At 60.2% G+C, this 20968-nt stretch carries 28 protein-coding genes; 10 read left to right on the top strand and 18 right to left on the bottom strand.

What is annotated here, in order from left to right; translation table 11 throughout:
* The first annotated feature begins 42 nt into the window (after window positions 1–42).
* The gene (locus tag AC53L6_RS06590) at window positions 43–513 is read left to right on the top strand and encodes a Dps family protein (protein WP_299706495.1); all 471 of its coding nucleotides are present in this window, start codon (window positions 43–45) and stop codon (window positions 511–513) included.
* 53 nt (window positions 514–566) lie between these two features.
* Here the strand turns inward: AC53L6_RS06590 and AC53L6_RS06595 are convergent, their stop codons facing one another.
* The 5 genes from AC53L6_RS06595 to hemP all read right to left on the bottom strand — a co-directional run bounded on the left by AC53L6_RS06595 (window position 567) and on the right by hemP (window position 3348).
* The gene (locus AC53L6_RS06595) at window positions 567–968 is read right to left on the bottom strand and encodes a hypothetical protein (protein WP_496907259.1); all 402 of its coding nucleotides are present in this window, start codon (window positions 966–968) and stop codon (window positions 567–569) included.
* Window positions 969–991: 23 nt separating this feature from the next.
* Window positions 992–1249: a DUF1289 domain-containing protein gene (locus tag AC53L6_RS06600; RefSeq protein ID WP_299206120.1), complete on the bottom strand. Its 258-nt coding sequence runs from the start codon at window positions 1247–1249 to the stop codon at window positions 992–994.
* Window positions 1250–1414: 165 nt separating this feature from the next.
* Entirely contained in the window at window positions 1415–2674 is a 1260-nt protein-coding gene (locus tag AC53L6_RS06605; protein ID WP_496907260.1) for an imelysin family protein, read from the bottom strand.
* A 33-nt stretch (window positions 2675–2707) separates the two neighbouring features.
* Complete coding sequence (locus tag AC53L6_RS06610; protein WP_299605381.1) at window positions 2708–3178, bottom strand: hypothetical protein; 471 nt, start codon at window positions 3176–3178, stop codon at window positions 2708–2710.
* Window positions 3175–3348 carry a hemin uptake protein HemP gene (hemP, locus tag AC53L6_RS06615; RefSeq protein ID WP_299206126.1) on the bottom strand — a complete coding sequence of 58 codons (174 nt, stop codon included), beginning with the start codon at window positions 3346–3348 and terminating at the stop codon, window positions 3175–3177. Before hemP ends, AC53L6_RS06610 begins: the two co-directional genes overlap by 4 nt.
* 14 nt (window positions 3349–3362) lie before the next feature.
* Between hemP and AC53L6_RS06620 the strand changes: the two genes are divergently transcribed.
* A complete protein-coding gene (locus AC53L6_RS06620) occupies window positions 3363–3542 on the top strand; it encodes a hypothetical protein (RefSeq protein WP_299206128.1) in 180 nt (59 codons plus the stop codon).
* Window positions 3543–3671: 129 nt separating this feature from the next.
* Here AC53L6_RS06620 and AC53L6_RS06625 read toward each other — a convergent pair whose 3' ends face one another.
* Window positions 3672–4691: a Fe(3+) ABC transporter substrate-binding protein gene (locus AC53L6_RS06625; RefSeq protein WP_299206130.1), complete on the bottom strand. Its 1020-nt coding sequence runs from the start codon at window positions 4689–4691 to the stop codon at window positions 3672–3674.
* 198 nt (window positions 4692–4889) lie between these two features.
* Here AC53L6_RS06625 and AC53L6_RS06630 point away from each other — a divergent pair, with 198 nt between their 5' ends.
* Window positions 4890–5084, top strand: coding sequence for a hypothetical protein (locus AC53L6_RS06630; RefSeq protein WP_496907261.1), 195 nt, complete (start codon window positions 4890–4892; stop codon window positions 5082–5084).
* Window positions 5077–5562, top strand: a complete 486-nt coding sequence (locus AC53L6_RS06635; protein WP_496907262.1) for a hypothetical protein — start codon at window positions 5077–5079, stop codon at window positions 5560–5562. Before AC53L6_RS06630 ends, AC53L6_RS06635 begins: the two co-directional genes overlap by 8 nt.
* A gap of 2 nt (window positions 5563–5564) precedes the next feature.
* Here the strand turns inward: AC53L6_RS06635 and AC53L6_RS06640 are convergent, their stop codons facing one another.
* The 7 genes from AC53L6_RS06640 to AC53L6_RS06670 all read right to left on the bottom strand — a co-directional run bounded on the left by AC53L6_RS06640 (window position 5565) and on the right by AC53L6_RS06670 (window position 11923).
* Entirely contained in the window at window positions 5565–6023 is a 459-nt protein-coding gene (locus AC53L6_RS06640) for an Rrf2 family transcriptional regulator (protein WP_496907263.1), read from the bottom strand.
* Window positions 6024–6034: 11 nt separating this feature from the next.
* Window positions 6035–6841 carry a heme ABC transporter ATP-binding protein gene (locus AC53L6_RS06645; RefSeq protein ID WP_496907264.1) on the bottom strand — a complete coding sequence of 269 codons (807 nt, stop codon included), beginning with the start codon at window positions 6839–6841 and terminating at the stop codon, window positions 6035–6037.
* Window positions 6838–7878 (bottom strand): FecCD family ABC transporter permease, encoded by a 1041-nt coding sequence (locus AC53L6_RS06650; protein ID WP_496907265.1) that lies wholly within the window; start codon window positions 7876–7878, stop codon window positions 6838–6840. The genes AC53L6_RS06645 and AC53L6_RS06650 overlap by 4 nt, the downstream gene beginning before the upstream one ends.
* Before the next feature lie 23 nt (window positions 7879–7901).
* The gene (locus tag AC53L6_RS06655) at window positions 7902–8756 is read right to left on the bottom strand and encodes a heme/hemin ABC transporter substrate-binding protein (protein ID WP_496907544.1); all 855 of its coding nucleotides are present in this window, start codon (window positions 8754–8756) and stop codon (window positions 7902–7904) included.
* Window positions 8756–9796 carry a hemin-degrading factor gene (locus AC53L6_RS06660; RefSeq protein WP_496907266.1) on the bottom strand — a complete coding sequence of 347 codons (1041 nt, stop codon included), beginning with the start codon at window positions 9794–9796 and terminating at the stop codon, window positions 8756–8758. The genes AC53L6_RS06655 and AC53L6_RS06660 overlap by 1 nt, the downstream gene beginning before the upstream one ends.
* A gap of 139 nt (window positions 9797–9935) precedes the next feature.
* Window positions 9936–10964, bottom strand: coding sequence for an L-idonate 5-dehydrogenase (locus tag AC53L6_RS06665; protein WP_496907267.1), 1029 nt, complete (start codon window positions 10962–10964; stop codon window positions 9936–9938).
* Window positions 10965–10975: 11 nt separating this feature from the next.
* Window positions 10976–11923, bottom strand: a complete 948-nt coding sequence (locus tag AC53L6_RS06670; RefSeq protein ID WP_299546382.1) for a 2-hydroxyacid dehydrogenase — start codon at window positions 11921–11923, stop codon at window positions 10976–10978.
* A gap of 93 nt (window positions 11924–12016) precedes the next feature.
* On the opposite strand from AC53L6_RS06670, the gene AC53L6_RS06675 reads away from it, so the two are divergent.
* From AC53L6_RS06675 to AC53L6_RS06695, 5 genes are read left to right on the top strand one after another with little or no spacing between them, the layout of a single operon-like run.
* Window positions 12017–12772 carry an SDR family oxidoreductase gene (locus AC53L6_RS06675; RefSeq protein WP_496907268.1) on the top strand — a complete coding sequence of 252 codons (756 nt, stop codon included), beginning with the start codon at window positions 12017–12019 and terminating at the stop codon, window positions 12770–12772.
* Window positions 12772–13272 (top strand): gluconokinase, encoded by a 501-nt coding sequence (locus AC53L6_RS06680; protein ID WP_299206153.1) that lies wholly within the window; start codon window positions 12772–12774, stop codon window positions 13270–13272. The genes AC53L6_RS06675 and AC53L6_RS06680 overlap by 1 nt, the downstream gene beginning before the upstream one ends.
* Window positions 13269–14156 (top strand): NAD(P)-dependent oxidoreductase, encoded by an 888-nt coding sequence (locus AC53L6_RS06685; RefSeq protein WP_496907269.1) that lies wholly within the window; start codon window positions 13269–13271, stop codon window positions 14154–14156. The genes AC53L6_RS06680 and AC53L6_RS06685 overlap by 4 nt, the downstream gene beginning before the upstream one ends.
* The gene (locus AC53L6_RS06690; RefSeq protein ID WP_472726037.1) at window positions 14153–14485 is read left to right on the top strand and encodes an NIPSNAP family protein; all 333 of its coding nucleotides are present in this window, start codon (window positions 14153–14155) and stop codon (window positions 14483–14485) included. The genes AC53L6_RS06685 and AC53L6_RS06690 overlap by 4 nt, the downstream gene beginning before the upstream one ends.
* Window positions 14486–14488: 3 nt before the next feature.
* Window positions 14489–15493, top strand: a complete 1005-nt coding sequence (locus tag AC53L6_RS06695) for a LacI family DNA-binding transcriptional regulator (RefSeq protein WP_299706530.1) — start codon at window positions 14489–14491, stop codon at window positions 15491–15493.
* Between the two features lie 85 nt (window positions 15494–15578).
* On the opposite strand, the gene AC53L6_RS06700 is transcribed toward AC53L6_RS06695, so the two are convergent.
* Entirely contained in the window at window positions 15579–15998 is a 420-nt protein-coding gene (locus AC53L6_RS06700) for a GlcG/HbpS family heme-binding protein (RefSeq protein WP_496907270.1), read from the bottom strand.
* Window positions 15999–16064: 66 nt separating this feature from the next.
* Here AC53L6_RS06700 and gnd point away from each other — a divergent pair, with 66 nt between their 5' ends.
* Window positions 16065–17486, top strand: a complete 1422-nt coding sequence (gnd, locus tag AC53L6_RS06705; RefSeq protein WP_496907271.1) for an NADP-dependent phosphogluconate dehydrogenase — start codon at window positions 16065–16067, stop codon at window positions 17484–17486.
* Here gnd and AC53L6_RS06710 read toward each other — a convergent pair.
* Genes AC53L6_RS06710 through AC53L6_RS06725 form a run of 4 tightly spaced genes read right to left on the bottom strand, consistent with a single transcriptional unit; the run spans window position 17475 to window position 20884 of the window.
* On the bottom strand, window positions 17475–18398 hold the full coding sequence (locus tag AC53L6_RS06710; protein WP_496907272.1) for an SMP-30/gluconolactonase/LRE family protein: 924 nt from the start codon (window positions 18396–18398) through the stop codon (window positions 17475–17477). The two genes, gnd and AC53L6_RS06710, sit on opposite strands and share 12 nt — an antisense overlap.
* Window positions 18358–19101: a cytochrome b561 domain-containing protein gene (locus tag AC53L6_RS06715; RefSeq protein WP_299605424.1), complete on the bottom strand. Its 744-nt coding sequence runs from the start codon at window positions 19099–19101 to the stop codon at window positions 18358–18360. The genes AC53L6_RS06710 and AC53L6_RS06715 overlap by 41 nt, the downstream gene beginning before the upstream one ends.
* The gene (locus tag AC53L6_RS06720; RefSeq protein WP_299706538.1) at window positions 19101–20036 is read right to left on the bottom strand and encodes a carbohydrate ABC transporter permease; all 936 of its coding nucleotides are present in this window, start codon (window positions 20034–20036) and stop codon (window positions 19101–19103) included. Before AC53L6_RS06720 ends, AC53L6_RS06715 begins: the two co-directional genes overlap by 1 nt.
* Entirely contained in the window at window positions 20036–20884 is an 849-nt protein-coding gene (locus tag AC53L6_RS06725) for a carbohydrate ABC transporter permease (RefSeq protein WP_496907545.1), read from the bottom strand. The genes AC53L6_RS06720 and AC53L6_RS06725 overlap by 1 nt, the downstream gene beginning before the upstream one ends.
* Window positions 20885–20968: the final 84 nt, after the last annotated feature.

Consider the following 20968-nt stretch of genomic DNA (forward strand, 5'->3'; position numbering starts at 1 on the left):
AGCACCGTGCAAGCCAGCGTCAAAATAAAGAGGATTGTAGGGATGACCCAAACAGCTGTTGCGCTGTCTACTGATGCACGCGCTGCCATTGCCGAAGCGTTGAACCAGTCCGTTGCGGAAACCGCAGTGACGACGATGCTGGCGCAGAATTTCCATTGGAATGTAAAGGGCATGGCCTTTGGCCCGCTGCACGACCTGTTTCAGAAGATTTACGAAGATCATTTTGTTGCGCAGGACGATCTGGCCGAACGTATCCGCGCGATCGATGCGTTTGCCGAGGGTACGCTTGCGGGCATGTTGGCGCGGTCCAAGGTTAAAGAGCATGAGGGCCATGCGACCGACAAAGAGATGATCAAGATCATGCAGGAAGCGCAGGAGACCCTAGCTGCAACACTGGCGGGCTGTGGCGAGTTGGCAGCCGAGCATGGCGACACACTGACCGAAGACTTGTGCATTGCGCGCGGTCAGGAGCACGAAAAGTTCGCATGGTTCCTGCGGTCCCATCTGGCGTGATGTGAGCAAGCAGTAATTTTTGAAGCCGTTCCGCTGGGGCGGCTTTTTTCTTATCACTCAAGGGGTGCGGCCGCCCCGAAGGGTGGGGTGAGTGCCATTTGGTCCACACATACGCTTTTATCTTCGAAAGACGAACCAAGGCGGCAGGCGCCGATGATCATGTCGTAACGCTCGACCTCGGTGCAAGGCGCGTTGGGCGTTTCGAAAACCGCTGACACTGAAGCGCCGGGCGCGACATTGAAAAAGGAAGCGCCCTTGGACCGCCCCACCTGTTTGTCGCCGATATAGTTCAGGAAGAACGCGTTGATTTCAGTCAGATGCGCATCACTGTCATTGGTCAGGGCCACGGTGATCGTACAGTAATAGTCCCGTTTGCCGGTGTCCGTGATGGCCAGACTGTAGTCGGCAACGGCAGGGGTAGAGAGAAGGAGACAGGTGGCAGGAAGGCGGAGCATCGCGCGGTCCTTGTGTCAGGATGTCAGGCCGCGTCGCGCACCGCCTGAACGGGTTTTGCTTTCTTTTTGAGGCATTTGCGCAGGTATTGCGGCACCCAGTGCTTGTACTGGCCAAGCATTTTTTGCTGGGTCACCACCATCTCGACAAAGGCTGCGCGGTGCTTGTCCTTCTTCAACTGCTTGAACATCGATTTCTGCGTCTTGGTCATGGAACAGCCGATACAATGACCTTCGCGTTTGAACTTGCAGACGTCGATGCAGGGGCTTGGGGTCTTAGCCATTCGGAAACCTCGCTGTTGCTGAGCTGAGCTGGGTATTCAGGTCTGGATTTGCAACGCGCGCACCGGAAACGCGGAAACATCCGGTGCGCGCGAGGGGGCCACCCGGAGGATGGCGATGTGCGCGGCGGGGTTTAGGGGAACCCCGTTGCCACGCATGGGGAACCGTTACTGGAACACAGCGTCGGGGTTGTCGAGGCTGTCCGAGCCTTCGAACTCGATCGTGTCAACGCCAAGGGCTACCACGGCCCGTTCGATAGACCGGGTTTGATCCACTAGCGCTTCAACTGCTCCCATGATCAGCGCCTCGCCCGCGTCATTGCCGCGTTCCAGCATCATGTCATAGGCAAACCCGGCTTCGGCGGCCGTTTTCATTTCTGACATTTCCAGCATCGTTGCATCCAGCTTGGCGCGCAGTTCAGTGTCGACACCCGCGTCAGTCGCAGCGACGAGCGACGACAGGCTTTCGCCCGACACGATGGTGCCGTCGATGGACGTATAGCTGCCCAGATAGACGTTGCGGATGCCAAGCGCGTCGTAGAAGTGACTGTTATGCGTGTTGTCCGAGAAGCAGTCGTGCTCTTCCTCGGGGTCATTCAACAGCACACCAAGCCGCATCCGTTCGCCGGCCTGTTCACCGTAGCTGAGCGAGCCCATACCGGTCAGGATGGTGCTGATCCCTGCGTTTTCGTCTGCGGTCAGTTGGGCACGGGCGTCCCCGCCGTCCTGCCATTGCGCGACCATCCATTCCAGATCGGACACCAGTAGCTCCGTTGCTGCTGTCAGATAGTCGGCGCGGCGATCGCAGTTTCCGCCTGTGCAGGCATCACCCGCGGCGTAGTCAGTCCAGGGGCGATTGCCTGCACCTGCGTCGTGTCCGTTCAGATCCTGACCCCACAGCAGAAATTCGATGGCGTGATAGCCGGTCGCGACGTTCGATTCGACGCCATCCGCCTCGTGCAGCGCACCTTCGAGCAGTTCGGGCGTGATGGCCGAGGCATCAACGGTTTCACCCGACAGTGTGAAGGTCGGGTTCGCCACGACATTCAGCACAGCATATTCGTTTTCATCCGTGGCCCCGCCATAGGAGGCGTCCACATAGTCGATCAACCCTTCGTCCAGCGGCCAGGCGTTTACCTTGCCTTCCCAATCATCGACGATGGCGTTGCCAAAGCGGTAGACCTCTGTTTGCTGGTAGGGCACGCGAGACGCCAGCCATGCCTCTTTCGCCGCTTGCAGGGCTTCGGCCGAAGGGTTTTCCGTCAGGTCGTTCACCGCTGCCAGCAATGTTTGAGCCGTGGTCAGGCTGTCGGAGTATTTGGCAAGCGCAATATCAGCATAATTATCTAAAACGGCGGCCTTGTCCGCGAGTGCGGGGGCGGCTGCCAATAGCACTGTCCCGAGTGCCGTGGTCATTGTCAGTTTCATAGGTGGCTTTCCCTTATTTTGTTTTCTGACGGGTTAGTGCAGGCGCACCTCGTTGGGTTTGGCTGCGGGTGGTACTGGTCTGTGGATGCGTCGGATCGTGGTGCCGACTTCGCCCGCCATAAGGGCGATGTGTTCAGCGTGGGCCGGACCCGACAGCAGCGTTGCAATCAGCGCTGCGTCGTTCAGATGTCCGTCGGATGCCGTGCGGACAAGGTTTACGAAAACGCATTCGTCCGAACCAACGCAGTTGCACCCCACCTCGTGCCGGACAAGCGGTCGGGAAGCGGTGCAGATGATCTTGTTCAGCAGACCTTCAAAGGTTTGCCATGCGCGATCTGCTTCGGGCGCGGGGAACACATTACTATAATCCTGGCGCGCCTGCGATTTGCCGGCAGGCCCTTCGCACCACAGGCGCAAATTCAGGACAAGGTTGGCTTCCCATTCGTCCATGCGGTTGAGAGCGGCGACGGCCGCACCTCCACGGGCGTGATGTGCGCTGCTCATTTTGTGAGGATCAATTTGCCTGCGCGGGTGATGCGCAGATAGTAAACCTGTCCATCCAGCACGATGGACGCCTGCACACCGTCCTTGATCAGATCACGAGCGTCATAGGTATCGATCTGCTGCGGGTCGGGCGCTGTTGTTGTGTTCGGGACCTGCGTCATCGCATTCATGATGCCCGCTCCAGATGATCAAGCATGCGCTCAAGACATTGATCATCGCCGTAGAGCCCACCAAGGGCACCCTGCAGCAGTTCCTGGCAGCACGGCTTTTCACAGCACCTGCGGGCTTTTTCGCGTTTGCTTACGTGTCGTCTCACCATGTCTCACCTCCTGTTGGGCCAGCGGCGTCCGGGCTGCCCGAATAGGGTGGCTGAGACTCATTGCAGATATGTTGATTGTTTTTGTCGGGTACGTCAATCCTGACAATTCCAGTAGGAAAAGAAAAGGCGCGGTAAAAGACCGCGCCTTCCTAATTCTTCATCGTTTGAGCGGAATTACTCCCAGCCCACCTCGTTAAAGATCTTCTGAGCTGTCGGCACGTTCTTGGCCACCTCGGTCAGGTCCACGCCATCGGGGCGGAACAGCCCAAGCGCAGCCACCGATGGGCTGAGGCCGACGCCAGGTACGGCAGGGTATTCATCGTTGCCAGCCGAGAAGTATTGCTGCGCCTGATCGCTGGCCAGATACTCCATGAACGCAATTGCGTTTTCCTTGTTCGGAGCGTTTGCCGCTACGCCGCCACCTGACAGGTTCATGTGCGCGCCTTCGGCATTCTGCGCGGGGAAGACCCAGCCGATATTGGCGCGGGCATCGGCAGGCAGACCATCGACGTCTTTACGGATGGCGCGGGCGAAGTAGTAGGTGTTCGAGATCGAGATGTCGCACTCGCCAGACACCAGACCGCGCAGCTGGTCGGTATCACCGCCCTGAGGTGAGCGGGCAAAGTTGTCGACCACACCCTGCGCCCAGCCTTTGGCGGCCTCTTCACCGTGGTTCTGGATCACAGCGGACAGCAGTGTTTGGGAATAGACGTTCGAGGACGAGCGGTGACACACTTGGCCTTTATAGGCAGGGTCGGCGAGGTCTACATAGGTCGCGGGCGGGTTTGCCACGTCATTCTTGTCATAAAAGATGATCCGAGCGCGCTGGCTGAAGCCAAACCACTGGTTGTCGCCGTCCTGCAGGTTGGCGGGAATGCGGGCTTCGAGCGTTTCGCTTTCGATCGACTGCAATACGCCTGCGTCCTTGGCACGCTCAAGGCGCGAAGTGTCGACGGTCAGTAGGATGTCTGCGGGCGAGTTGGCCCCTTCGGCTTTCATCCGTTCGATGAGCTCGTCGGCCTTGCCTTCGATGCGGTTGATGGTGATGCCGGTGGCTTCGGTGAATTCCGAATACAGGCGTTCATCGGTGTCGTAGTGGCGCGATGAATACAGATTCAGTTCGCCTTCGGCCGCAGCGCTTGTGGCGGTGATGGCCGCAGCAGCAAGAGTCACAAAATAGGTTTTTGCAGTCATGGAAATACTCCCTGTTTCCACAGATCTTAATCTTACAGAAACAGTCAATTACAGCAGCCCCGGCGGAAAGCAACCCTTTCCGAGCAAAATTGTCGGAAATGGCTTGCCGAATCCTGAGTTTTTCTATCATCTTTCTGTAACCAAGCCGCGAAATCAATCGTATGCCCGGGAATTCTGTTGTGAATGGGGGCTTTGGCGATGTCACGAGATCTACCGGGGATACTGCGGCTGCTGGATTTTGCAGCCAAGTTTGCGGACGGAGTAAAGCCTGATCTGCTGCGAATGCGAACGCATCCGATGGATGCCTATTGCCATCGGGTCTTGCCTGAACGCGGGTCCGCAACTGTCGCTGACCGTGACGGCCGACCCGCCAAGGATGGGTATCATGGCTGATCGACCACACAATTGTTGCCACCGTATGTCTATGGGCGACACGTCCTTAGAAGCGTTAGGTGCGGATGCGGTCGAGTACGGATTTCTGTCCGCCGCGCGGTATTTCTGTGTGTCCTTTTCTGAACCGCTTGGCGGCGCATGGGTGACGGCCATGCTTGGGGCGGACTATTTCTTTCCCGGCCCCGACAGCGCGGAAAAGATGCGCAGGGCCTTGGCGGTCGTACACGAAATGCGCACGTCGCGTCGGTCGACCTTTCGCTTTTCCAATCCCCGATGCGAAGGATGTGCCAGCATTGTCACTGAAGACGAACGGCACTTGCTGCAACTGATGCAGCATGCGCGGGCGCACCGTGTATCCATGTTGGCCTCATCAGCTATGCTTTTGTGCGAGGGCCATGCGACCGACCGCGTGATTGCTGCCGCGCGCGGCTTTGCCGATTGTGTGGGTGCAACGACGCGCGACACGATCCGGGTGTGATCTCAGGCGTCTTCGACTTCGAACAGGGCGGGGATGGCCGGGCAGGGCACCAGTTCATTGTCAATCGCATCCGCCAGCGTTGTGCGGTGCAGGAACACATAGACATGCGCACTGAGCCCTTCCCAGAGGCGGTTGGACAGAGACTGAGCCTGCGTGCCTGACGCGCCGCCCTTGGCCCCGGCACCCTTACGCAGGGCATTTACCGATTCGTCCACGGCGGCCAGTACAGCATCGATGCGGATGTCATGGGGTGAGCGGGCCAGCTTGTATCCACCGGCGGGGCCGCGTACCGAGATGACAAGCCCGTGCCGCCTAAGCTTTGCAAAGAGTTGTTCGAGATATGGCAAAGAGATGTCTTGCCGCCGGCTGATGTCGTTCATCGACACCAGTCCGGCATCTTGGTGAAAGGCGATGTCGACCAGAGCGACCAGCGCGTATCGTCCCTTTGTGCTGAGCTTCATGGCGCGTCTCCTTACTCTGCGAAACCTGCATTGCCAGATGCATCGATGCTGTGCGGCAACACGAATGGGGCCATGCCTTGCGGCGCCGTATTGACCCGCAAATCACATCCATAGGCGCGCGACAGCACCCCGTCTGTCATCACGTCGGCAGGGCGGCCTGCGGCCAGCACCTGGCCTTCGGCCATGACAAGGACCTGATCGGCGAACAGGCCCGTCAGATTCAGATCGTGCATCACGGCCACGACACCGCCACCTGCGCGCGCGAAGTTCTGGGCGATCCGCATCACTTGCAATTGATGCGCGATATCGAGGCTGGAGACCGGCTCATCCAGCATGAGCCAGTTCGGGCCACTTGCAGTAGCGGGCGCCCACACCTGCGCCAGTACGCGGGCCAGTTGCACCCGTTGCTGTTCGCCGCCTGACAGTTCCTGATAGTAGCGGTTAGCGTAACCGGCGAGGCCCACCCGCGCCAGCGCGGCGCTCGCCCGCCCTTCGTGATCTGCTTCCGTGCCTGAGGTCAGGCCGATCTTGACCACCTCGATGGCGTGAAAGGGAAAGGCAAGGGTTGAGGTCTGGGGCAACACCCCCCGCACGGCGGCCAGTTCCCAGGGCTGTGCACGGAACACATCGATGCCGTTCAGCGTGATGGTGCCGTCATAGGGCAGGTCGCCGCACATTGCCTTGATCAGGGTCGATTTGCCGGACCCGTTTGGCCCGACGATGGCTGTCAGTGCACCTGGCAGCGCGTCAGCGTACAGCCCGTCGATGACGGTCTTGCGTCCATAATGCACTGCGAGGTTGCGCACCGTAAGCGTCACAGGTCCACCATCCCGCGCTGTCGCAACAGGATCCAGAGAAAGACTGGCGCACCCAATACTGCCGTGACAATGCCAATGGGCAGTTCGGCAGGTGCGATGATGACCCGCGCGATCACGTCCGCCAGCACCAGCAGCAACGCGCCCAGCAAGGCCGCGTTGATCAGGAGCGGGCGGTGGTCGGGGCCTGTGGCCAGTCTCAGCAGGTGGGGTACAACAATTCCGATGAACCCGATCCCGCCAGATACAGCGACGGCGGCACCGGTGGCGGCTGCCACTGTCAGGATTGCCATATTCTTGACCCGCTGCACGTTCAGTCCGATATGCGCTGCCGTTGCTTCACCGAGTGCGAGCCCGTTCAGGCCGCGCCCCAAGGCGCAGGCTGCCAGAACTGAGATCACGATGATCGGCCCAGCGGCCAGTGCCTTGGCCCAGCTGGCGCCACCAAGCGATCCCAACCCCCAGAACGTCAGATCCCGCAGCTGCCGGTCGTCAGAAATGTAAACGAGGATGCCTGACAAGGCCCCGGCCAAGGCGCCAAAGGCGATGCCCGCAAGTAACATCGTTGCCACAGACGTGCGCCCGCGCCGCGTCGACACCCGATAGAGCAAGAGCGTGCTGCCCCATCCGCCCAGAAAGGCAGCAACCGGGACCAGGTGATCCCCAACATTCCGCACAAGCCATGCAGGTGCAAACCCAACCAGAACAATGGCAGAGATCGCCCCCAGACCCGCACCCGCGCTGACGCCCACCAGTCCGGGGTCCGCGAGAGGATTGCGAAAAAGCCCCTGCATCACCGTGCCGCCCGTGGCCAGCGCAGCCCCAACCAAAACACCAAGCGCCAGCCGCGGGGCGCGAATGTCCCAAAGCACGATAGCCTCGGTCCGTGTCAGGGCTTGCCCCGTCACCACCTTTTGCAGTGCCGGGCCCAGCGACACATCCGTCGCGCCAATCGTCAGGCTGAAAAGGCCGACAACCACAAGGGCAACCGCCAACCAGACATGCATGTGCCGCGCCCGCGACACACGGCTTTTCGGCATATGATCAGCCAGTGCCAAGGGCGCTAGATCGGATACAGGGCGCGGTGCAGCGCAGTGACCGCATCCGCCGTGCGTGGGCCGAATCCCAGCAGGAACAGCCCATCCATGCGCACTACATCACGTTTTTGCGCTGCGGGTGTTGCCAACAGGGCAGGCAGCGCAAACAGCTCTTCGTCGGTCGAGGCGTGATCGCCACTGCGGTCCATCATCAGGATTGCGTCGGGGGCAGCGGCACTGACCGCTTCGTCCGACAGGGGTTTGTAGCCTTCGAATTCGGACACGGCATTGGTTGCCCCCGCCATTCGGATGATCCCGTCCGCCCTGGTGCCTGTGCCGGAGGCCATGATCCGACCCCCTTGGGTCGATAGGATGAACAGCACCCTCTTCTTCTCCGCGTTCAGGCGTGTCGCGCGATCCTGAGCCGCGTAAAGCGCGACACGGGTTTCGGCCGCGAGGGTCTGGGCCAGTTCTTGCACATCGAGGGCAGCGCCAACCGCGTTGATCTTTTCCACGATTGCGCCGGCATCATAGCCTTCCGGCACTTCGGCGAAATTCACTGCCGCGGACCGAAGAATGTCGATCACCTCGGGCGGGCCAGCGCCTTCGGCCGAGACGATGAGGGAGGGGGCGAAGGACAAGACACCTTCGGCGGACAAGTTACGCATGTAGCCTACATCCGGCAGCGCCTGCGCCTCTGCCGGGTAGGTCGAGGTGGCGTCGCGCGCGAGCAGCCGGTGCCCCTGACCAAGTGCATAAATGATCTCGGTCACGTCGCCGCCGATGGCGATGACGTCTTGCGCATAGCTGGCGGCAAGAGCGTGGGTGGGCTGTGCCGCGGCGAAGGCCAGCGACAGGGCGATGAAGTCGCGGCGGTCCATCACGCAGTCACTCCCTCCAATTCCGCGACAATGGCGCGGAAGGCCGGGCGGCTATCACGGCCTTCCTTGGGCACGCCGAAGATCTGAAAGATAAGCGCGCCGTCGGCATCGAATACTTCAACCGATGTGGCGGTGCCGCGTTGGGTGGGTTTGTCTACGGCCCAAACCTCGGCCACGTGATCACGGCGCAGGTGAAGGTTGAAGCGCGGGTCCATCACATTCTGCCACGGCCCCATGGGTTTGAGACTGTGTAGCGCGCCGGTGTGGATCTGGATGCAGCCGCGATTGCCGACAAAGAGCATAATCTCGGTTTCCGTGCGTTGCAGGTCGGTCAGCAGCGTGTCGACAGCGGATGGATCGAGCGACCGGGCAAAAGGTGCCCCCGCCGCACGGTAGGCGCCCAGCCGGTTCATCTTGAGCTTCGATACCAGCCGCAGGAATTGGTGCGTGTCTGTCAACCGCTGCCATTCCTTGCGCAGAATGTCGATCCTGTCCTCAGCGATCTTGGGCGCTTCGGGAGCTTGGCGTTCGGCAAACGTGGCTTCGGGCGACTGGTTGTCGGAGGCCAGTGTCTTGACCAGATCGGCAAAGGCTGAGTGGTTCGAGCCGTCGCGCAGGATGATCTTGTGCACCGCGTCGCCTGCAGCATCGAACACCTGGAGGCTGCGCCGCGTGCCTGCGTCGCTGCCCCGTTCGACCAGAAAAGCATGTTGCCAGTGGCTGGGGAAAATGCGCAGGTCGATGTCTTCGGTCAGGATCATCGCGGCGTGGTGGCCGGGGTGATAGTTGTCGTAGGTCCCGATTTTCTCGTGCACGCAGGAGGCGTTACGGGTGAGGGCCATGACCTCGCCCAGCTTTTGCGCCGCGTCCATCACCGTGTCAGGATGCGGGTCGATGCGGGTGACGCCACGGCTGCAATAGGCGGCGACCAGCATGCCTTCGCTGATGCCGAGGCTGTCGGCAAAGTCCCGGTCGCGGGTGTCAGGGTTGTCCGCGCGCCGGGCGCGGATCGTTTCGGCGGAGAATTGAGTTGCAGACACGCGGCCAGATCCTGATGCTTGAAAAGGGCAGGGGGATGGCTGGGCCGGGCGGCTTGGCTGCGTTCGGTGATTTCCGATAAAAATAGTAGACTTTAAAGGCGAGGACAAGCGGCGATGCATATTGCACCGCCGCCGGTCATCAGAACGTGATGTTGACCTTGACCGCTTGCGACCGGTCACCGGCCAGTTCGAAGGCGTCGACCGCTGCGTCGATGTCGATGGCATGGGTGATGAGCGGGGTCACATCAAGCCGTCCGGTGCGCATCATTTCGACGGCTGTGAAGAACTCCGCATGGAAGCGGAAGGACCCTTTGAGCTGCAGCTCTTTGGCTGTCATCGCCTGCATCGGCAGGGTCATGTCGCCGCCGAGCCCGAGTTGCATGATGGTTGCGCCGGGGCTCATTGCCGTGACCGCCGAGGCGAGGGCAGAAGCCACGCCGGAGCATTCGAAGAGCACGTCGAAATGGCCTTTGTCTGCTTCGAATTGGCTAAGCCCGTCGGGGGTTTGGGCTACGTTTACAGTGTGATCGGCGCCCACATCGCGCGCCTTTGATAATGTGAAGTCGGAGATGTCGGTGGCTGCGATTTCGACCGCGCCTGCCGCCCGCGCGACCAGAACCGCTAGAAGGCCGATGGGGCCGCAGCCGGTGACAAGCACCCGTTTGCCCATCAGGTCGCCTGCCTGTTTGGCGGCGTGCAGGACGACCGACAAAGGTTCGGCCATTGCCGCCTCGCCTGCGCTCAGCTCGCCTGCCGGGGCGCATTGGGTGGCCTCGGCCACGATGTATTCGCGGAACGCGCCCTGGATGTGGGGGAAAGGCATGGCAGAGCCGTAGAACCGCATGTTGAGGCAATGATTCTGGCTGCCCTCAGCGCAGTATTTGCAGGCGCCGCAGGGGCGGGAAGGGGACACGGCGACAAGCGTGCCTGTATCCAGGTCTGTGACGTTGTCGCCTACAGCCTCGATATGTCCCGCGACTTCGTGCCCGAGGATCATCGGTTCCCGCAGTTGGATCGGACCGAAGCCACCGTGGTTGTAGTAGTGCAGGTCCGAGCCGCAGATGCCGCCCGCGGCCATCTTGACCAGCACCTGGCCTGGGCCGGGGATTGGCATGTCGCGGGTTTCGACCCGCAGGTCCTTGGCCGCGTGGGCAACGATGACTTTCATTGTGTGACCTTTCACAGAACGGGGGTCAGCAGGGCGTCGCCTGCGAAATGGGCAGTCAGGTTGTCGCGCAGAAGCTGGCCCATGGCCTTGCGTGTCTCGATTGTACCTGAGGCGTGGTGTGGCTGCACCAGCACATTGTCGAGGTCCAGAAAGCGGGGGTCGAGCGCCGGTTCCTTTTCAAAAACGTCGAGCGCTGCGGAGCCAAGCGCACCGGAGTGTAGAGCTTCGATCAGCGCATCCTCGTCGATGTTGGAAGCGCGGGAGATGTTGATTATCATGCCGTCGGGGCCGACCGCTTCGATGATGTCTTTGTTCACGATATGACGTGTTTTGGCTGAGGCGGCGAGGGTGACAAAGAGGAAGTCGGCGTGCTGTGCTAGCGTCAACGGATCATTGATGAAGGTCCAGTCTGGCGCGTAGTCCTTGGCCGCGATATCGGAATAGGCGATGTCCATGCCAAAGCCCGCCAGTCGCTTGCCCACCTCGAACCCGATGCGGCCAAGTCCCAAGATGCCCGCCTTGCGCCCGAAGACGCGGCGTTTTAGCGGGTAGAGCCCCTTGTTGGCCCAAGAGCCATCGCGCACCCATGTCTCTGCCCCGACCACACCCCGGGATTGGCACAGCATCATGGCGACGCCGAGGTCCGCCACATCCTCGGTCAGCACGTCCGGGGTGTTGGTTACGCGGATGTTGCGTGGTTTGCAGGCGCTTAGATCAACGGCGTCATAGCCCACCCCGTAGACTGAGATCAGTTCGAGCGCGGGGCAAGCGGAAATCATGTCGGCATCGGCGCCCAGCTCGCCCCGCGTGGCGATGGCCCGTACATGTGGGCCATGTGTGGCAAGGAACGCAGGGGCGTCTGATGCCTCGAACAGGCGTTTGACGTCAAAGGCTGCGTCGAGCGGGTCTTGGTCCCAGTCCGGGTAAGGGCCGACTTGAAGGACGATGGGTTTTGGCATTGCGATTCCTCGTTGACACGCGATGTTATCGGTATCATGTTATCGATAACAATTGGCGGCCGTCAATCCCGCCCCTCACATTCGGAGTGTCGCATGTCTGACCTTTTCTCGCTTACGGGCCGCCGGGCCCTGATTACCGGATCATCGCAAGGCATCGGCTTTGCTTTGGCCAAAGGGCTGGCGGAGGCGGGTGCCGAGATCGTGTTGAACGGACGCGATAAAGGCAAGCTGGGGGCAGCGGCGGAAGTCCTGGGTGGCACAGTGCATCAACTGGCCTTCGATGCGACGGACCATGACGCAGTGCGCGCTGCCGTAGACGGGTTCGAGGCCGACAAAGGCCCCATCGACATCCTGATAAACAACGCAGGAATGCAACACCGGACGGAGTTGGAGAACTTTCCCGCTGACGCGTTCGAGCGGCTGCTGCAGACCAATATCGCGAGCGTGTTCCATGTGGGCCAAGCCGTGGCGCGCCACATGATCGGGCGCGGGGCAGGTAAGATCATCAATATCGCATCCGTGCAGACGGCACTCGCACGCCCGGGCATTGCCCCCTACACCGCGACGAAGGGGGCAGTTGCTAACCTGACCAAAGGGATGGCAACGGACTGGGCCAAGCATGGCTTACAGTGCAATGCCATCGCGCCCGGGTACTTTGACACGCCGTTGAACGCGGCCCTCGTGGCTGACCCTGAGTTTTCGGCGTGGCTTGAAAAGCGTACCCCGGCGGGCCGCTGGGGTCAGGTTGAAGAACTGGTGGGCGCGGCTGTCTTCCTGTCCTCGCCCGCATCAAGTTTCGTCAACGGTCACACGTTGTTCGTGGACGGCGGCATTACGGCGTCGCTCTAATGCGGTGCTACGTTCTGATGGGAGTGTCGGGCTGCGGCAAGTCGTCGGTTGGCACGGCTTTGCAGGTGCTATGCGATATGGAGTTCGTTGATGGTGATGATCTTCATCCGCAAGAAAATATCGACAAGATGGCGAAAGGTGTGCCTCTGGATGATGACGATCGCGCGCCCTGGTTGGCCGATGTGGGCCGAATGCTGGCGAGGCACGAAGGCGCCATCGCCATTGGCTGTTCAGCGCTGAAAAAGAAGTATCGTGACTGGATTCGGGCGCATGTCGACGAGCCGGTGCACTTCCTGCATCTAGACGCGCCACGCGATGTGCTGGCCCAGCGGGTCGCCCATCGGCCCGGACATTTCATGCCTGCGTCCCTACTCGATAGTCAGTTCGCGACGTTGGAACGGCTGGATCGCGATGAGTGGGGGGGAGAGATCGATATCGCCCTTCCTTTTGAACAGGTGGTCGCACAGTCCGAGGATTACGTGAGGGGGACGATGATATGAGTGAGAAGATTGCCTTGATCGGGGCGGGCGCCATGGGCGGCGCCATTGGAACAAGGTTGCTGGAGACCGGAAATTCCCTGCATGTCTTCGATCTGGATAAGGAACGGGTAGACGCACTGGTGGAGAAGGGGGCGGTTGCGGCTGCCTCTGCCGCCGAGGCAGCGCGCGACGTGAACTTCGTGATCACCAGCCTAAACGCTTCGCGCATCGTGGGCCTTGCCGCCTTTGGCAAAAACGGGATTGCAGACGGGGCGAAGCCGGGCACTGTCATTATCGATATGTCCTCGATCGAACCGGATGCGACGCGTAAGTTTGCAAAGATGGCTGCAGAACGTGATCTGGCCTGGGTCGACAGCCCATTGTCTGGTGGCGCACCCAAGGCGCTCATCGGGGAATTGACCCTAATGGCGGGGGGAGAGACCAAGGATGTGGAGCGTGCATATGTGGCGCTGAAGCATGTGGCGGCGAACTACACCCATATGGGCCCGTCCGGCGCCGGGCAGACCACGAAACTGATCAACCAGGTGCTATGTGGTTTGGGCTTTATGGCCGTGGCAGAGGCCACGCAACTGGCGCTGGATGCTGGTGTGGATGCCGAAAAGATCCCGCAGGCGCTGAAGGGTGGGCGGGCAGATTCAGCTCTGTTGCAGGAGTATCTGCCCCGGTACGCCACCAAGGATTACCGCCGTACGGGCCGCATCGACAACATGGTCAAGGATTTGAACATGGTGAACGATCTGGCACGGCAAACCGGTACTTCGATGCCCATGACTGCCCTATGTGCCGAAATTCACCGGATGCTGACCGCTGCTGGGCTGGGCGGAGAAGATCAGGCAGCGCTCATGGAATTCTTCCAAGGCGCAAAAGAGGAGATAGAAGTATGATCACGCGGTTTGCCCTGTTCGAAGGATCGGTGAAGCCTGGTCAGACCGATGCCTTTCGCGCTGCCGTGCTGGAGCGGTTGGTGCCCTTGTGGAAGCAGTTTCCCGGCAATACGGATGTGCGGGTGATGTTTAGCGACGACCGGGACGAGGGCGCGCCAGAGTTTCCGTTGATCCTCGCCATTACCTATCCCGATGCTGCCGCGATGGAGGGGGCGTTGGAAAGTCCGTTCCGCGCACAATCGCGGGATGTGACCGGAGAGATTGTGGCAGAACATTTTGATGGACGCATTCACCACCACGTCACCCAGCTAAACGAATTTCGGGCGTAAGCCATGGGTGCGCGTGTCACCATGCGGGACGTGGCGCAGGCGGTGGGAATGTCGCCCATGACCGTCAGCCGCGCCCTGCGCGACGACCGCACTGTGAACGCCAAGACGCGCGCTCGTGTGCGGGAAGTTGCAGCCCAATTGGGGTATGTCTATGACAGCACGGCGCAGGCCTTTCGCACCCAGAAAAGCGGGTTTGTCGCCGTTACGCTGCCGTCGGTGAACAATGCTAATTTTGCCGAGACGTTCCGGGCGCTTACAAACGGGTTGGGCGAGTCCGGATTGCAACTGCTTCTGGGCAGCACGAACTATCGGGTTGAACGCGAGGAAGAGTTGGTGCGCCAATTGCTCACCCGCAACCCCGAGGCGCTGGTGCTGACGGGCGGTCATCACACCGATGAAACCCGCAAACTGGTGCAGGGCCGGGGCCTGCCGGTGATTGAAATGTGGGATTTACCGACCGACCCATTGGGCCATGTGGTTGGATTTTCGAACAGCGATGCCATGGATCACATCGTGGAGCATCTGGCGCAAACGGGGCGGCGCAAGTTGGCCTTTGTTGGCGCGTCAGAGGGCGCGGATATGCGCGGGGCCGTGCGTCGGGCTGGTGCGATCGAGGCTGCTCGCGCCCGCGGACTGCCCGCGGTTGCGATGATCGATGCCGGTCCCGCACCGGTCTCTATGCGTCACGGCGCTGCGGCAATCGAAGCGATGGGTCGCGATGTGGCGCAATATGACGCGTTGGTCTGTGTGTCGGACCCTGTTGCATTTGGTTGTTTGAGTGCCGTGCAACGTCTGGGCCTGAGCGTGCCAGATGATCTGGCAATCACAGGGTTTGGCCATTTTGAGGTTGCCAAAGTGTCGAACCCGCGGATTACGACCGTGGACGTGCAGGCCGAGGACATTGGGCGACAGGTCGTGTCTTTGTTGCATGGGATTTTCAATGACGAGATCGACGCACCGATCAGAATTGATGTCGGTTCCGCTTTGGTGACGGGAGAGACAAGCTGAAACGACCCAAACCGTTAGGGCAAAACTCTGAATGTCGACTTAAACATATACCAATAATCATAGTTATGTTAATAAAATCTGATGTTTAAAGCCCTACTTTTGCACCAATAGCGGTAAGCGCTGCTCTCGCAACGTCTTTATCTTGTTCAGGTGTGCCCGATCCAACGCCAATACCGCCAATGCATGTTCCATCAATATAGATCGGCAACCCTCCGCCAAGTCGTGTGACGGCATTGTCAGTGGCCGCTGCAATGTACAGGCCGACTTGTTCCGGGATCGCATCGCTGGCTGCGCGGATCGATGCTGCGGTGCGTGCCTTGGTCTCGGCGCTTTTGAGGCTGAGGAATTTTGCTCCCGACATCCTGATCTGACCCAGAGCGACCCCGCTGGCATCTACAATCACGATACACTGTGGTTGCCCCATTTCTTCCGCCCGTGAAACGGCAGCTTGCAGCATCGTCAGGACAGCGCCGTGCGTCAGCACCAGTGAGTTTTCGACATGCATGGCTTCCATCCTTCGATAGTGTTTGTTATCGGTAACATAACAGTGCCACACAAAAGAGGAAAGCACATGTCTGCAGCAGAAATCGGTGTGATCGGGTTGGGCACAATGGGGGCTATGTTGGCGCTGAACATTGCCGACAATGGGTTTTTGGTGGCGGTTCACAATCGTACGTCGGAGCGGATCCCTGAGTTCATGGACAAGGCGGGTGATCTGGCCAAGCATATTACGGGCCACGCAGAGCTTGAGGATTTTGTGCAAGGTCTGGCCAGCCCCCGCAACATTATCCTGATGGTTCCGGCGGGCGATGCGGTGGACGCGCAGATCGCACAGCTGCGTCCACTGCTGGATGCCGAAGACATGATCATCGATGCGGGCAATGCGAACTTCCACGATACCGAGCGGCGTGCAAAGGATGCTGAAGATGCCAGCGTGCCGTTTCTAGGTATCGGAGTGTCAGGCGGGGCAGAAGGGGCGCGTTTTGGTCCGTCGATAATGGGTGGTGGGACATCGGCGGCGTGGGATCGCGTGGCTCATATCCTTCGAGCGATTTCGGCAAAATACGACGGCCAGCCCTGTGCCACCTACATGGGTACAGGTGGTGCCGGGCATTTCGTCAAAACGGTGCACAACGGGATCGAATACGCCGACATGCAGCTGATTGCCGAAGCTTACGGTGTCATGCGGGATGGTATGGGGATGGATGCAACTGCCTGTGGTGCCGTGTTTGATCGGTGGAATGAGGGCTTGCTGCAAAGCTATCTGATCGAGATTTCGGGCAAGGTGTCTGCCGCGACAGACCCTGAGACTGGCAATCCGGTGCTTGACATAATTCTGGATCGTGCGGGGCAAAAGGGAACCGGGCGCTGGACCGCAATTGAAAGCCAGATGTTGGGTGCGCCAGTGCCGGTGATCGAGGCGGCGGTTTTTGCTCGCAATTTGTCGGCCGCGCGGGACTTACGCTTGGCGGGCGCGGATGCGTTTGGGTCGACCGGCGGTGCGATGTCGGATGGCGCGTTGAGTTTCGAGGATCTCGAACAGGCGCTGATTGCAGGCAAGGTGCTGTGCTATGCCCAAGGCTTTGAATTGTTGATCAAAGCCAGCGCGGATTATGGTTGGGACCTACCCATGGCAGAGATTGCCGAGGTCTGGCGCGAGGGATGCATCATTCGTTCCGCCATGTTGAACGACATGGCATCTGCGCTGACAAATGCGCCAGAACAGAACCTCGCCCTTGCTCCGTATTTTGCGGATATTCTGAAAACGAATATGGCCGGTCTGCGTAAGGTTGCCGTCGTGGCGATGGGTGCGGGGCAACCGGTGCCTGCACTGGCCGCCGCGCTGAACTACTTCGACACTCTGACTAGCGCGCGGACGACCGCCAACATGCTGCAAGCACAGCGCGACTATTTCGGCGCGCATAGCTTTGAGCGCATCGACAAGGACGGTGCGCATCATGGCCCGTGGCTGGATCAGCACCTAAACGGGTGAGACGCCGTTCACGTTGAGGAAGACCGAATAGAGCGAGGTTGTGCCGGCAATAAAGAGCCGGTTCAGCTTCTCCCCCCCAAAACACACGTTCCCGACCAGTTCGGGGATGTGCACTTTGCCGATCAGCACGCCGTCGCCGTTGATGCAGTGCACGCCGTCGGCGGCTGAACTCCAGATCCGACCGTGGGTGTCGAGGCGGAAGCCATCGAACAGCCCTTCGGTACACGTGGCAAACACCTCGCCGCCGGACAGTGTGCCGTCGGTGTTCACGCTGTGGCAGCGGATGTGCTTGGGGCCGTCTGCATCGTGGGTGACGCCGGTGTCGGCGATGTAGAGCACCGACTCATCCGGGGAGAAGGCCAGGCCGTTGGGTTTGACGTAGTCGTCGGCCGCGATGCTGATCTCGCCCGATTGGTCCACGCGGTAGACGTGACAGGCACCGATTTCGCTGTCGGCGCGGTCGCCTTCGTAGTCCATGAGGATGCCGTAGCTGGGGTCAGTGAACCACACCGAGCCGTCGGAGTTCACCACCACATCGTTGGGCGAGTTCAATCGCTTACCTTGGTAGCTGTCCGCAATGACGGTGATTGAGCCGTCGTGTTCCGTGCGCGTGACCCGGCGGGCGAGGTGTTCGCAGGACACCAACCGCCCTTGCCGGTCCACCGTGTGGCCGTTGGAGTTGTTGGACGGCTGGCGAAAAGTTGAGACTGACCCATCCGTGTCGTCGTAGCGCAAAATGCGGTTGTTTGGGATGTCGGACCACAGCAGGTAGTGCCCAGCGGCAAACCACACAGGCCCCTCGGACCAGCGGGCGCCTGTCCAGAGCCGTTCGACCCGCGCGTGGCCCACGAAGCATTCCGCAAATTCGGGTTCAATGACTTCGAACCCGGTCCCCTCGATGACGCCGAACATCGTCTCTTCCTTCTTCTGTTTCGCCCAGTCGGCGCATCCCCCAGCCGGGGGCTGGCCCCTGATTGCCAGGATGGTCGGGGTCGGTGCCCCAGATCGCCTGATATGTGTCCACGGCCATCCCTCGTTTTTGCATCAGCACGAATACGGCCAGCAGTGTCGTCCACCATATCGCCAAAACCAGCCACATCCAGACCGGTCCGTTGGCTTTCCACAAGCCCAACGCGATTGTTAGGATTGCCAGCAGGATGACCGCATATCCAATCATCTTGTGCAATGCTTCGAACATGCGCCGCCAAGGTGTCATGTCGTAGTGGTGCCCGCGCAACTGTGCGTCTGTGGGTCCGCCTTTGGAACCCCGGCACAGCCCCAGCACGACTTGCAACAATGCGCCCACCAGCACGACGTAACCGAGCCAATTGTGCAGGTTCATCGTGGCAAGATCGCTTGGCAGCACCAGCGCCAGACCAAAGATCGACAGACCGACCACCAGAGACTGTCCCATCCAATGGCTGCGCCACCAGACCTGGTTGTCCAGTTCACGTGGCCAATCCTGCCCCGGCATCACCTTGAAGAAGCGGGCGATAATTACTGCCAATGGCGCAAGTATGCCCCACGCCAGCACCATCGACCGGGCGTGCCACGAGATGGCGAAGCCCACCTCATGCGCGCGGGTTGGGTCGATGGGGGCAAGGAGCCAGTCCATCAGCCTTTGACCGCCCCGGCGGTCATGCCTGTGATGATCTGGCGGCTGGCCAGTAACGTGAAGATGATGGGCGGGATCGCCAGCAGCATGCCAGTGGCCATGATGACCCCCCACTCCACGTTGAACTCGGACATGTTGTTCACGATCAGAATTGGCACGGTGCGTGTGTCGCGGTCCGACAGGGCAGAGGCGAGCAGGTATTCGTTCCAAGCGATACGAAAGGTGAAGATGGCGGCAGCGGCAAGGCCGGGTTTGATCAGAGGCAGAACCACCTTGAAGAACACTTGAAAAGGCCCTGCCCCGTCGACGCGCGCGGCCTCTTCCAGTGATCGCGGCACCTGCACGATAAAGCTTTGCAGGATCCAGATCACAAAGGGCAGGTTCATCGCCACGTAGATCAGGATGATACCGGAGTGCGTGCCTGCAAGGCAGACATCACCCCGACCACCAAACGTGTCTCGGATCGCGCCGCCGATCAGGCCATCGCGATCCAGACAGAACTCGTTATTCCACAAACCGAAAACGGGGACGAGCAGCACGGCGGGCGGCACCATGCGCACCATGAGGGTGGAAAGTGACACGGTATCTCGCCCCATAAACCGGAACCGCACCAGCGCGTAAGCGGCCATGCACCCGATCACCAGCGTCAGAGCAGTTGAGATCAGGGCGATGATCAGGGAGTTGATGAAGGCATTGCCGAATTTAAGCGAGCAGAAGTCGATATGGTCGGGCTCGTACCAGAGCACATCACACAGCGCCTTTTCGTAGTTCTGGATCGTGGGCAGGAAGATGAGGCCGGAGGTGCCCGAGATGATATCCACGTCCAGCTTGAACGAGTTCATGAACATAAGGATCACGGGGCCGACAGACATGAACACCAGCAGGGCAATGACAGCGTAGAATGCCGGATTGGCGCGGGAATTGGGGGTCGACATCAGCTTTCCTCCTCGACCAGCGCATTCAGGCGGGCGGCACGTGCTTCCTGCCAGCGGTTGAAGGCGAACATGCCGACGGTCAGCAAGAGCAGCAGGATCAGCAGGTAGTTGGACATGGCGGCGGCGACGCCAAGTTCGCGGAACTCTGTGGCGGTGCGGCTGATGCGCAAGGCCAGGATTTCGGTGCTGAGGCCCGGACCGCCTTCGGTCATCACAAGGATCACTTCCAGCACCTTGAAGGCGTCGATCAGGCGTAGAAGTGCGGTGACGATCAGCACAGGCATCATCAGCGGCAGTTTGATGTGGATGATCTGCTGCCAGGCGGTAGCACCGTCGATCCGGGCCGCCTCCAGCGCAGACCGCGGCAGCGATTGCAGAGCAGCAAGCGAGAGAATGAAGATGAAAGGCGTCCATTGCCAGATATCGGCAATAATGACTGACGTCAGCGCATAATCCCCCAGCCAGTCCACGCGCGGCAGGCCGATGCTGTCGAGGAAGCGATTAAACGTGCCGACCGTTGGGTGGTACATGTAGCGCCACATGAGGCCGACCACGACGGGAGCGATCATCATCGGCAGGATGAACATTGTGCGCAGGATCGAGATGCCACGGATCTCGCGGTCGAGCAGCAGCGCGAGGCCCACGCCGATGATCATCTCGATGGTGACGACAAAAAAAGCAAAGCGCAGCGTGACGCCCAGGCTTTCGTGAAAATTCGGGTCGTTCCAAAGGAAGATGTAGTTCTTAAGGCCCACGAATTCGGCCTCGCCAATGGTCTGGCTCGGATTCCAGTCGCGGAAAGAGCCCCAGACCATGTAGCCCAGCGGGTACATCAGCGCGATTGCCATGATGATCACGGCCGGTGCCATGAACATGTAGGGCGTCAGTCGGTTGGCCATCGCGGTGCGCATGGGTCATTCTTTCCAAGGTCG

Source organism: Tateyamaria sp. LSS28 (assembly GCF_059611725.1).